Source organism: Ruegeria sp. AF5 (assembly GCF_056541905.1).
In genome coordinates this window covers 444,045-456,128 of sequence record NZ_JBQFYZ010000002.1, presented here as the reverse complement: position 1 = coordinate 456,128, position 12,084 = coordinate 444,045, and the positions used below count along the sequence as shown (strand labels likewise).

The following is a 12,084-nucleotide window of genomic DNA, read 5'->3' as shown; positions in this document are numbered from 1 at the left end:
TCTGGTGTGGCGCTCGGTCAATTGGAGGCGTCAGAAACCGTATGTCCTCTTGACGCTGCCGTCCAAGCCTGAGCATGTATGTGCGGACATTATACCGTGGCCCGGGGTTGCATCGCCAGCCCGAAATGCCCAAGCGAAGATAAGTGCCCATATGCTGCTGCTGATCGACAACTACGACTCGTTTACCTACAATTTGGTACATTATTTGGGCGAACTTGGTGCCGAAATGGTCATTCGCCGCAATGATGCGCTGGATGTGCAAGAAGCAATGGCCATGAACCCGGCTGGGATCCTGCTAAGTCCCGGCCCCTGCGACCCAGATCAGGCGGGCATCTGTCTGGCTCTGACCGAAGCGGCGGCCGAGACCAAAACACCCCTTTTGGGGGTTTGTCTTGGGCATCAGACCATTGGACAGGCGTTCGGTGGCAAGGTGGTTCGGTGCCACGAAATTGTGCACGGCAAAATGGGCATCATGCACCACACCGGAAAAGGCGTCTTTGCTGGCCTTCCATCGCCCTTTGAAGCCACACGCTACCATTCGCTGGTGGTCGAGCGTGAGACGCTGCCCGACTGTCTTGAGATCACAGCCGAGCTGGAAGACGGCACGATCATGGGGCTGCAACACAAGGAACTGCCTATTCACGGTGTTCAGTTCCACCCTGAATCGATTGCTTCCGAACATGGTCACGCCCTTCTCAAGAACTTCCTGCAAGAACTGAAAGTCCCCGCATGAGCGACGCGCTGAAACCGTTGATCGGAGCAGCCGCCGATCGTCCGCTGACCCGTAAAGAGGCCGAGACCGCCTTTGGCATCCTGTTCAACGGCGAAGCCACGCCAAGCCAGATTGGCGGGCTGTTGATGGCCATGCGTACAAGGGGGGAAACGGTTGATGAATATGCCGCGGCCGCGGCTGTGATGCGCGCCAAGTGCAATGCCGTGCGGGCGCCCGAAGGGGCGATCGACATCGTTGGCACGGGCGGAGACGGGAAAGGCACCCTGAACATCTCGACCGCGACTGCATTTGTCGTCGCAGGTGCTGGCGTGACAGTCGCAAAACACGGCAACCGCAACCTAAGCTCCAAATCCGGCGCAGCGGATGCACTGGGGCAAATGGGTATCAACGTTATGGTTGGACCACAAGTTGTTGAAAGTGCTCTGAAAGATGTCGGTATCGGTTTCATGATGGCACCGATGCATCACCCGGCTATTGCGCATGTTATGCCCTCGCGGCAGGAACTGGGAACGCGCACGATTTTCAATATCCTGGGCCCGCTGACCAACCCTGCCGGTGTCAAACGGCAACTGACGGGTGCCTTTAGCCGCGAGCTGATCCGCCCCATGGCTGAAACACTAGGCTTGCTGGGGTCAGACCGCGCGTGGCTGGTACACGGATCGGACGGGACAGACGAGTTGACGATCACCGGTATCAGCTGGGTCGCCGCTTTGGAAGATGACGTGATCAAAGAGGTCGAGCTGCACCCCGAGGATGCTGGCCTGCCTGTGCACCCTTTCGAAGACATCCTCGGCGGAACCCCTGAAGAGAACGCCATCGCATTTCGTGCGCTGCTGGACGGCGCCCCGTCCGCGTATCGTGACGCAGTGTTGCTGAACTCTGCCGCGGCATTGGTTGTCGCTGATGCGGCAGGTGATCTGCGCGAAGGTGTGGCCATGGCCGCCGAGAGCATCGACAGCGGTGAAGCCAAAAACAAAATTACGGCCTTGGCCGCCAAGACTCAGGAGGCCGCATGACCGAAACCGTTCTGGACAAGATCAAAGCCTACAAACTGGAAGAAATCGCAGCAGACAAGGCTCAGAAGTCCTTGGAAACGCTAGAAAGTGAAGCACGTGCCGCTTCGGAAACCCGCGGGTTTGCCGCAGCGCTTCAAGCTGCGTCCCGGCAAGGTTACGGCCTGATCGCTGAGGTCAAGAAAGCCAGCCCCTCCAAGGGTTTGATCCGGCCTGATTTTGATCCGCCTGCCTTGGCCAAGGCATATGAAGAAGGCGGTGCTGCGTGTTTATCCGTGCTCACCGACACGCCCAGCTTTCAAGGTGCCAAGGAATATCTGACACAAGCGCGTAACGCGACATCTCTGCCCGCTTTGCGCAAAGATTTCATGTATGACCCTTATCAGGTGGTCGAGGCACGTGCTTTGGAAGCCGACTGTATTCTGATCATCATGGCATCCGTCAGCGATGATCAGGCAGCCGAGTTGGAACAAACCGCTTTCGATTGGGAGATGGATGTTCTGATTGAAGTTCACGACCAAGCCGAGCTTGAACGCGCAGCCCAACTGAAAAGCCCATTGATTGGCATAAATAACCGCAATCTCAAGACCTTCGAGACCACTCTTGACACAACACGCCGCCTGTCCAAACTGGTGCCAGCGGACCGTACTATCGTGTGTGAAAGTGGGTTGGGCACGCCAGAAGACTTGCGGGATATTGCGCGCTATGGCGCCCGGTGTTTTTTGATCGGCGAAAGCCTGATGCGCCAAGACGATGTCGAAGCGGCCACGCGCCACATCCTGTCCAATCCGCTTATCCCCGGAGTGATGTGATGCCGCTGACCCATTTCGATGCTCAAGGTCAGGCGCACATGGTCGACGTCTCGGGCAAAGAGGTCACAGATCGCATAGCCGTAGCTGTAGGTCACGTGAAAATGGCGCCGGAAACCTATGGAATCATTTCAGAACAACGCGCAGCAAAGGGCGATGTTTTGGGCGTTGCCCGCCTGGCCGGTATCATGGGTGCAAAGAAGACGCCGGATCTGATCCCGCTCTGCCATCCTTTGCCAGTGACCAAGGTTGCCGTTGAACTGACCCTCGACCCGGATCTGCCGGGTGTTCAGATCGAAGCGACAGTCAAGACGTCAGGTCAAACCGGAGTTGAAATGGAGGCCCTGACCGCCGTTTCCACCGCAGCCTTGACTGTGTACGATATGACCAAAGCCGTCGACAAAGCGATGGAAATTGGCGGCATTCATGTAAGCCTCAAAGACGGCGGAAAATCAGGACGTTACGAGGCGAAATGATTACCGTCGAAGAAGCGCGCGCCCTGCTGTTCGATCTTGTCGGCCCTCTACCTTCGGAACAGGTTCCACTGGCCCAGTCCGCGGGACGTGTTCTGTCGCACGCGGTTGTGGCAACGCGCGACCAACCTCCTTTCGCCGCATCTTCGATGGATGGCTATGCCGTCAAAGCCGACGAAGTCGAGCTTCATGCCATGTTCAAAGTGGTGGGCGAATCCGCTGCGGGTCGTCGTTTCGACGGCTCGGTGGGCCCCGGTCAGGCCGTGCGTATATTTACCGGCGCTCCGGTTCCCGATGGCGCGGATTTCGTTGTGATTCAGGAAGATACCGACCGGCGTGGCGATCTGATCACGATCACAGACCACCCTGGCCCCAAAACGAACATCCGCCCTGCCGGTGTGGATTTTATGGCAGGCACGCCCATCACGGCACCACGTTTGATCCGCGCCGAAGACGTTGCCCTGATGGCTGCGATGAATATCGCGTGGGTCCCGGTCTCTCGAAAACCCGTCATTGCTCTGATCTCGACCGGCGACGAACTTGTCATGCCCGGCGAAGAACCGGGACCGGACCAGATTATCGCGTCTAACACGTTTGGATTGCGGGCATTACTCGAAGGGCTCGGTGCTGTGGTTCGTGTCCTTCCGATTGCACGGGACACGGTTTCATCGCTTGAGACTGCGTTTGATCTGGCGCGAGGGGCCGATCTCATCGTGACGATTGGCGGCGCGTCGGTTGGTGACTACGACCTTGTGTCTGATGTATCGCAGGGTTTGGGGATGGACCGGTCTTTCTACAAGATCCGAATGCGCCCCGGAAAACCCCTGATGGCTGGTCGCATGGGTGGCACCGCGATGGTCGGACTTCCTGGGAACCCGGTCAGCGCGATGGTCTGTGGCTATCTGTTCCTTGCCCCGATGGTGCGCCGGATGCTGGGGTTGGAATTGGTTCTGCCGCCCTTTCGGTCTGCCCACTTGACCGAACCACTGACAGAAAACGGCCCGCGCGAGCATTACATGCGCGCGGTTCTGGGCGAAACGGGTATCCGGGCCTGTGCAGATCAGGACAGCTCTCTCCTTAGCGTTCTGGCGCAGGCAAACGCCCTATTGGTCCGTCCCCCGAACGATCCCGCCCGCAAGACCGGGGAAACGGTTCAGTACCTGCCGATCTGAACTTCTCCCAAATTCATTGACACAAAACGTGAACATGCGTAGAACAAAAGAAAACGCATGAGCGACGAGGTGTGAGCAATGCTGACCAAGAAGCAATTGGATTTGTTGAAATTCATCCAAAAACGCGTGCAGGCGGACGGTGTTCCGCCCAGTTTCGATGAAATGAAGGCCGCGCTTGACCTGCGGTCGAAATCCGGCATCCACAGGCTGATCACTGCACTGGAGGAACGTGGCTTTATTCGTCGCCTCGCGCATCGTGCCCGCGCGATTGAAATTGTGAAACTTCCCGAAAGCCTTGGCGGCGAACCAACTGCCGGTTTTTCACCCCGCGTGATCGAGGGTGACAGGCCCAAGGGCCCCCGCCCGACCAATATTGAGCCAGTTGCTGTGGATGCGCTGGAATTGCCGGTGATGGGTCGGATCGCGGCGGGTGTCCCCATTGAGGCGATCAGCCACGTGTCTCATCACGTAGCGGTCCCCGGCCCCATGGTTTCCGGAAAAGGCCAGCACTATGCGCTAGAGGTTCGCGGCGACTCGATGATCGACGCGGGCATCAATGACGGGGATGTGGTCGTCATCCGCGAAACCGCGACTGCTGATAACGGTGATATCGTGGTTGCACTGGTAGAAGATCAGGAAGCGACGCTGAAACGCTTTTTCCGCCGCGGCAACGCTATTGCACTCGAAGCGGCCAACCCGGCTTATGAGACGCGCGTTCTTCCCGAAGAAATGGTCAAGGTTCAGGGTCGCCTAGTCGGTCTGATCCGGACCTATTAATCTTGCTTCAAACGACGGTCCCCGGCGGGCTTCGGGGACCAGAGCCGTTGGCCTGTCAGTTCTGCGCTGGAAGTCAGCTTTCCGTCCGACAATGACAGGCTGCCGGTTTCGCTCAGGTGATCCGGATCGAAGATGGCGCACGCGCCCGCAAGGGGCAGCGCGACCGTCGAAACAATGATCTGGTTGTGTTTGCATTCGTCGAACGCGCGCGCAGCCTTTTTGCCCGAAATATGGATGATTTCCATATCCTGATAAGGGTATCGCTGAACGGTGCTGCTATCCGGCCATCGGCCTGCTGCCGCAATCTGATCAACACCGTCACCGTCATTCTCCAGCCAGACGCTGGCGACAAACCCACTGCCTTTGCTTTTACTCAGGGCCCGACCCTGAGAGGTCATCACGCCGACCAACCCCCCGTTTTCTGCAATCAGAACATCTGGCCTGTGGCCCGAATTCCAAAGCAAAAATGAAAGAATGACGGGCCCGACCCCGTACCAACGCGCGCGCCCTTGCCACAAGGCCAGCCACAAAGCCCCAACAGCAACAAGTGGCAATACATACCAGGGCGGACTGACTACAAAACCCTGAGCACCGCCGAGATGCGACACCCAGTTTGACACCCACAGGATCCAACGCAGAGCCCAGCCCATTACGGTCAGCGGGACAGCCTCCAACCCAAAAGGGGCCGCCAGTGCGGCGGCAACTGCCGCAGGTACAACAACAAGGCCCATCACGGGCACTGACAGCAGATTCGCCAGCAATCCATAGTGAGACATCGTATTGAAATGCGCAGCGCCAATTGGGGCCGTGGCAAGCCCAGCTATCGCCGAGGACATTACCACGCCAGCAATCGGCTTTAACCAATTCGGGCCCGGTAACGGACCCACCTTTTGCAATGCGCCGAAGACGGCGACCAAGGCTGTCGTTGCTGCAAAGGACATCTGAAACCCCGGGCTCAGCAGCGACTCGGGCCAAAGAACCAGAACGATCAGCGCAGCAACAGAAACCGCACGCAACGAGATCGCACGCCTGTCGATCAACACGGCCCCCAGCATGACACTGACCATGACATAGGCGCGTTCGGTTGCAATATTCCCGCCGGATAGCAGTAAATAAAGCGTTGCCGCGATCAGCGCGAACACAGCCGCAACTTTTCGAACAGGTAGCCTCAATGCCACGTAGGGGATCAGTGACAAACCAATGCGACAGGCCACAAAAACAAAACCCGTCAGTAACCCCATGTGAAGCCCGGAAATGGCAAGCAAATGCGCCAGGTTCGACGCGCGCAGGGACAAGAGAGTCTCTTGCCCCATACCACTGCGATCACCTGTGGTGACGGCAGCAGCAAACCCACCGATTTCTCCGGGCAGGATTTGTTTCACTCGCCGCGATATCGCCATTCGGATTGCGGTAATCCGAACACCGCCAATACCGTCTTTGGCTGGCGCAATCGTCAAAACAGGAACGCGGGTATACCCGACTGCACCCAGCCCCTGAAACCAGGCATGGCGACGAAAATCGAACCCGCCAGGTTCAACCGGGCCCTGCGGCGGCGAAAGATGCGCTGTGGTCATGATCCGTTGGCCAGGCGCAAAAGGGTCTGTCGTGCCATGAACAGAAAGACGGATGCGTCGCGGCCTGCGCTCATTCGGTACGTCCCCTACGCGCACCTGATCGAGCGTCAACCGCAACGCATCCGAGGCAGACCGATCCATGGCGACGACCCTCCCCTCGACAGGGCCATAGTACCGCCAGGACAGAACCGGTTCTGCCACCATATGGGCGCGAGTACCTGCCAGTATAACACCGACCGCAATCAGCGCCCCCCCGGTCGCTAACGTTCCCACCCCCGGTGGCAGCCGGCGGCTTAAGGCAAAAAGAGCCAGGAACAAGCAAAACAGACCTGCGTATACCGGCCAGCCGGGCTCGCTCCGGGCACCGAAATAGAGACCGATCCCCGTTGCCAGCATGACTGGCGTCCACGGAAACAGGTACCCTGTCTGGTGCAGCAGCGCGGCCTCGACCCGTGCAAGAACACGCATGGTTGCCCCCGTCCTTCGGGCTCGTTAGACAGGCGTCAAACTATGCCAGATACGGTTACCAAAAGGTTAATCCTCAACATGTCCGAACAGGTCGTCACACGTTTTGCCCCCTCGCCCACAGGTTTTCTGCACATCGGTGGCGCGCGCACCGCATTGTTCAACTGGCTTTACGCCCGCGGACGTGGTGGAAAGTTCCTGCTGCGGATCGAAGACACCGACCGGGAACGCTCGACCCCCGAGGCGACCGCCGCGATCCTTCAGGGCATGGAATGGCTGGGACTGGACCATGATGGCGACGTAATCAGCCAGTTCGAAGGAGCTGCCCGGCATGCTGAAGTCGCGCACCTGCTTCTGGCCGAGGGAAAGGCATATAAATGCTTCTCGACGCAGGACGAAATTGCCGCCTTTCGTGAACAGGCACGGGCGGAGGGCAAGTCGACCCTGTTCCGCAGCCCCTGGCGTGACGCTGATCCTTCAGCACATCCCGACCTGCCATTTGTCGTTCGCATCAAGGCTCCGCAGGACGGCACAACAGTGATCCGCGATCAGGTTCAGGGCAACGTGACCATTCGCAACGACCAACTGGATGACATGGTTTTGCTGCGTTCCGACGGGACACCGGTCTACATGCTGGCGGTGGTGGTCGACGATCATGATATGGGTGTTACCCATGTCATTCGCGGCGACGATCACCTCAATAACGCGGCGCGCCAGATGATGATTTACGAGGCGATGGGCTGGGATGTTCCGGTCTGGGCCCATATTCCGCTGATCCACGGGCCAGACGGTAAGAAACTGTCCAAACGCCATGGCGCGCTTGGCGCGCAGGAATATCAGGCCATGGGCTATCCCGCCGCTGGAATGCGCAACTATCTGGCCCGCCTTGGGTGGAGTCATGGTGACGATGAATTCTTTACGGATGCACAGGCAAAGGACTGGTTTGATCTGAACGGCATCGGCAAAAGCCCTGCCCGGTTTGATCTGAAAAAACTGGAAAACCTGTGTGGTCAACACATCGCCATCTCTGATGATGCTGCACTGCGGCGTGAAATCGAAGCGTACTTGGCCGCAGCCGCTTTACCGCCCCTGACAGATTCACAATCCAGTGATTTGGAACGTGCGATGTATTGCCTCAAGGACCGGGCGCGGACTTTTCCTGAACTCCTTGAAAAGGCTCATTTTGTTCTGACAGAACGCCCGATTGTTCCCGACGAGAAAGCGGCAAAGGCGCTGGCATCTGTATCCGACGGTATACTGGAAGAATTGACGCCGCAGTTGCAAAATGCTAGCTGGTCTCGGAACGAACTGGAGGAGACCCTGAATTCCTTTGCCGAGACAAAGGAGCTCACGTTCGGCAAGCTGGCTGGCCCGCTCAGAGCCGCCTTGGCTGGTCGGGCCGTCACGCCTTCGGTTTTTGACATGATGCTTGTGCTGGGACGGGATGAAACCCTGGCGCGGCTTTCAGAAGCAGCGAAGTAACCCGAATTTCATAAACGGGTAACGCTGCTCCGCTAACACCCGGACTGCGCCAAAGCGCGCAGTCGTTGCCCGCACTGCCCGAGGTTTCTTTGGCGTGCGCATGAATGAAGAAGGGATAACCATGACTGACAGCAACAAAACAGCCACTCTGACCGTTCACGGCAAAGAGTATGAGTTGCCGGTTCATTCCCCGACCGCCGGTCCGGATGTCATTGATATTCGAAAGCTTTACGGTCAGGCAGGTGTATTCACCTATGACCCCGGTTTCACTTCGACAGCAAGCTGCGACAGCACCATAACCTTTATCGATGGTGAAAAAGGCGAGTTGCTGCACCGCGGCTATCCAATCGACCAACTGGCCGAAAAATCGCACTTTCTTGAGGTCTGCTACCTGCTGCTCTACGGAGAGCTGCCGGTCGCAAAAGATCTGGAGAAATTCGAAACCACAATCACACGCCACACCATGCTGCATGAGCAGATGCAGTATTTCTACCGTGGTTTCCGCCGCGACGCGCACCCGATGGCCATCATGGTCGGTGTTGTCGGCGCAATGTCGGCCTTCTATCACGATTCGACCGATATCGCGGACCCGCACCAGCGCGAGGTCGCCTCGCATCGCCTGATCGCCAAAATGCCGACAATCGCAGCATGGGCTTTCAAATACCACACAGGGCAGCCTTTCGTGTATCCGCGCAACGATTTGGATTATGCGTCGAACTTCCTGCGCATGTGTTTCAGCGTTCCCGCCGAAGAATATGAGGTCAACCCGATCCTCAGCCGCGCGATGGACCGTATCTTCACGCTTCACGCGGACCACGAGCAGAATGCGTCAACGTCTACCGTGCGTTTGGCATCGTCATCGGGCGCAAATCCGTTTGCATGCATCGCCGCCGGCATTGCTTGCTTGTGGGGACCGTCCCATGGTGGCGCCAACCAGGCATGTCTGGAGATGTTGGAAGAGATCGGTACCGTTGATCGCATTCCCGAATTCATCGCCCGCGCCAAAGACAAGAACGACCCGTTCCGCCTGATGGGCTTTGGCCACCGCGTGTACAAAAACTTTGACCCACGGGCCAAGGTGATGAAGCAGTCGGCCGACGAGGTTCTGGATCTTCTGGGCATTGAAGACAACCCGAAACTGCAGGTCGCTAAAGAGCTGGAACGCGAAGCGCTGGAAGACCCGTATTTCGCCGACAAAAAGCTGTTCCCGAACGTTGACTTCTATTCGGGTATCATCCTCGAGGCGATGGGTTTCCCGACCTCAATGTTCACACCAATCTTCGCACTTTCACGGACCGTTGGCTGGGTTAGCCAGTGGAAAGAGATGATTGAAGATCCACAGAACAAAATCGGCCGTCCGCGTCAGCTGTATCTGGGTGAGACACTGCGCGACTACGTGGACATCGAAAACCGCTGAGCCATTAGGGTTCGCAATCAATCCAGAAGGCCCCGGTTAAACCGGGGTCTTTTGCTTTCGTTACTGAAGCAGCGGACGGTTCGGCATTTGGTTTCAGAACAAGCTCATTTGATCCCCGGGTTGCGGCGGAACTGCAAACAGGCCGCATCTTAACGGAGCGGATTTGATCGAAAGCCCCAGTCTTTTGCAGGTTTTAGCAAACCTCAGGGCGATGAGCTCGGCGTATTCCCCCTCACCCCGCATCCTGTGCCCCCAGCGCGGATCATAGTCGCGCCCGCCATGCATTTCACGCAGCTTGGACATGACCTTTTCTGCACGGGCGGGTTCGTGCTCTGCCAGCCAGTCCTGCCAAAGATGAGAGACTTCGCGGGGCAATCGCAACATGATCCAGCTTGCCGCATCTGCGCCCGCCTCTTTTCCAGCACCCAACAGGTTCTCCAACTCATGATCTGTCAGCCCGGGCACAATAGGCGAAGTCATTACGCGAACCGGAACGCCCGCATCGGTCAACGCTTTGATCGTCTGCAACCGACGCGCCGGAGACGGTGCGCGAGGCTCCATCCGCCGGGACAGACCTGCATCCAGCGTGGTGAGCGATATACCAACCCGCGCCAATCCCCGGCTAGCCATGTCAGCCAGAATATCCAGATCACGCTCGATCAATGTTCCTTTGGACACGATTGCGACCGGGTGGTTGAATTCTTGCAAGACCTCAAGGCACGACCTTGTAATCAGGCGGTTTTTTTCGACGGGCTGGTAAGGGTCAGTGTTTGTCCCGATCGCGAGCGTGGCGACCTTGTAGGACTTTGCCGACAGTTCCTGGCGCAGAACAATGCTCATGTTGGGGCGCGCAACAAGGCGGGTTTCGAAATCCAGTCCTGCGGACAAGCCCAGATAGGCGTGGCTTGGTCTGGCGAAACAATAGACACAGCCATGCTCACACCCCCGATATGGGTTGATCGAACGATCAAAAGGCAAATCAGGTGAACGGTTAAAGGTGATGGCACTGCGCGCCACCTCATCCCGCGTCTCGGTTCGCAAGGGCGGCAAGTCTTCATCGATGTCCCACCCGTCATCAACAGCCTGCGTTGCAAACCGTTCAAACCGCCCGGTCGAATTGGACGTCACCCCCCTTGATTTGATGATATGCCCGATGCTCACGGCACATATGTTCCCATTTTGTTCTTATCGCACGATAAGCCTGAAACGAATCCTGTGCAAGCCAGCACCGCGAAGAAACCGGGAAGCATTGATGAAAAATAAACAGGATAATATTGCAGACTTTTCAATCGAGCCGGTGCCATTTTTGGCATATAGGTCGGTCCCGAAACGACCAACGTCGCAATCGTCACAGTCAGAATGCGACGTTTTGGCCAAAACGGAAAAAATGCCACCACGGGCCGATGGCCCGCCCAGCACAGGGAATACCCCATGTCCGACGAAGAAGATATCGTCCTGTCCGAACTGAATGATGACGAACTGGTCGATCAGATGTTCGACGATCTCTATGACGGATTGAAAGAAGAGATCGAAGAAGGCACCAATATCCTGCTGGAACGCGGATGGACGCCGTATGACATCCTGACCAAAGCTCTGGTTGGCGGCATGACCATTGTGGGCCATGACTTCCGCGACGGCATTCTGTTCGTTCCCGAGGTTCTGCTGGCAGCCAACGCGATGAAAGGCGGCATGTCGATCCTCAAGCCGCTGCTGGCCGAAACCGGTGCTCCGCGTGTTGGCAAGATGGTCATCGGCACCGTGAAGGGTGACATCCACGATATCGGCAAGAACCTTGTGTCGATGATGATGGAAGGTGCAGGATTCGAAGTTGTCGATCTGGGAATCAACAACCCGGTCGAGAATTACCTGGAAGCACTGGAGACGGAACAGCCCGACATTCTGGGCATGTCCGCCCTGCTGACCACCACGATGCCCTACATGAAAGTCGTTATCGACACCCTGGTCGAACAGGGCGTGCGCGACGATTACATTGTTCTGGTCGGTGGCGCGCCGCTGAACGAAGAGTTCGGCAAAGCCATCGGTGCAGACGCCTACTGCCGTGACGCTGCGGTTGCAGTGGAAACCGCCAAGGATTTCGTGGGCCGCAAGCACAACCAACTGGCTGGCTAAGACCTTTAAGGTTTTTCTTAAAAGACCGCCCATTTCGGG

At 57.4% G+C, this 12,084-nt stretch carries 12 protein-coding genes; 9 read left to right on the top strand and 3 right to left on the bottom strand.

What is annotated here, in order from left to right:
- Positions 1-151: 151 nt before the first annotated feature.
- From ACR0DS_RS05765 to lexA, 6 genes are all read left to right on the top strand, one after another.
- On the top strand, positions 152-733 hold the full coding sequence (locus ACR0DS_RS05765) for an anthranilate synthase component II (RefSeq protein ID WP_480472961.1): 582 nt from the start codon (positions 152-154) through the stop codon (positions 731-733).
- Positions 730-1,749 carry an anthranilate phosphoribosyltransferase gene (trpD, locus tag ACR0DS_RS05760; protein WP_480557934.1) on the top strand — a complete coding sequence of 340 codons (1,020 nt, stop codon included), beginning with the start codon at positions 730-732 and terminating at the stop codon, positions 1,747-1,749. Before ACR0DS_RS05765 ends, trpD begins: the two co-directional genes overlap by 4 nt.
- Positions 1,746-2,558: an indole-3-glycerol phosphate synthase TrpC gene (gene trpC, locus ACR0DS_RS05755; protein WP_480557936.1), complete on the top strand. Its 813-nt coding sequence runs from the start codon at positions 1,746-1,748 to the stop codon at positions 2,556-2,558. Before trpD ends, trpC begins: the two co-directional genes overlap by 4 nt.
- Positions 2,558-3,031 (top strand): cyclic pyranopterin monophosphate synthase MoaC, encoded by a 474-nt coding sequence (gene moaC, locus ACR0DS_RS05750; RefSeq protein ID WP_267364518.1) that lies wholly within the window; start codon positions 2,558-2,560, stop codon positions 3,029-3,031. Before trpC ends, moaC begins: the two co-directional genes overlap by 1 nt.
- Complete coding sequence (locus tag ACR0DS_RS05745) at positions 3,028-4,200, top strand: molybdopterin molybdotransferase MoeA (RefSeq protein ID WP_480557938.1); 1,173 nt, start codon at positions 3,028-3,030, stop codon at positions 4,198-4,200. Before moaC ends, ACR0DS_RS05745 begins: the two co-directional genes overlap by 4 nt.
- A gap of 78 nt (positions 4,201-4,278) precedes the next feature.
- Positions 4,279-4,977 (top strand): transcriptional repressor LexA, encoded by a 699-nt coding sequence (gene lexA / locus ACR0DS_RS05740; protein WP_267364515.1) that lies wholly within the window; start codon positions 4,279-4,281, stop codon positions 4,975-4,977.
- Here the strand turns inward: lexA and ACR0DS_RS05735 are convergent.
- Complete coding sequence (locus tag ACR0DS_RS05735; RefSeq protein WP_480537958.1) at positions 4,974-7,019, bottom strand: ComEC/Rec2 family competence protein; 2,046 nt, start codon at positions 7,017-7,019, stop codon at positions 4,974-4,976. The two genes, lexA and ACR0DS_RS05735, sit on opposite strands and share 4 nt — an antisense overlap.
- A gap of 78 nt (positions 7,020-7,097) precedes the next feature.
- Here ACR0DS_RS05735 and gltX point away from each other — a divergent pair, with 78 nt between their 5' ends.
- Positions 7,098-8,498 carry a glutamate--tRNA ligase gene (gltX, locus tag ACR0DS_RS05730; protein ID WP_480557940.1) on the top strand — a complete coding sequence of 467 codons (1,401 nt, stop codon included), beginning with the start codon at positions 7,098-7,100 and terminating at the stop codon, positions 8,496-8,498.
- A gap of 121 nt (positions 8,499-8,619) precedes the next feature.
- A complete protein-coding gene (gene gltA, locus ACR0DS_RS05725) occupies positions 8,620-9,915 on the top strand; it encodes a citrate synthase (protein ID WP_480485519.1) in 1,296 nt (431 codons plus the stop codon).
- Positions 9,916-10,008: 93 nt separating this feature from the next.
- Here the strand turns inward: gltA and ACR0DS_RS05720 are convergent, their stop codons facing one another.
- Positions 10,009-11,076, bottom strand: a complete 1,068-nt coding sequence (locus ACR0DS_RS05720; protein ID WP_480557942.1) for a PA0069 family radical SAM protein — start codon at positions 11,074-11,076, stop codon at positions 10,009-10,011.
- The gene (locus ACR0DS_RS05715; RefSeq protein WP_480557944.1) at positions 11,073-11,348 is read right to left on the bottom strand and encodes a hypothetical protein; all 276 of its coding nucleotides are present in this window, start codon (positions 11,346-11,348) and stop codon (positions 11,073-11,075) included. Before ACR0DS_RS05715 ends, ACR0DS_RS05720 begins: the two co-directional genes overlap by 4 nt.
- Here ACR0DS_RS05715 and ACR0DS_RS05710 point away from each other — a divergent pair.
- A complete protein-coding gene (locus ACR0DS_RS05710; protein ID WP_209503809.1) occupies positions 11,347-12,045 on the top strand; it encodes a corrinoid protein in 699 nt (232 codons plus the stop codon). The two genes, ACR0DS_RS05715 and ACR0DS_RS05710, sit on opposite strands and share 2 nt — an antisense overlap.
- Positions 12,046-12,084: the final 39 nt, after the last annotated feature.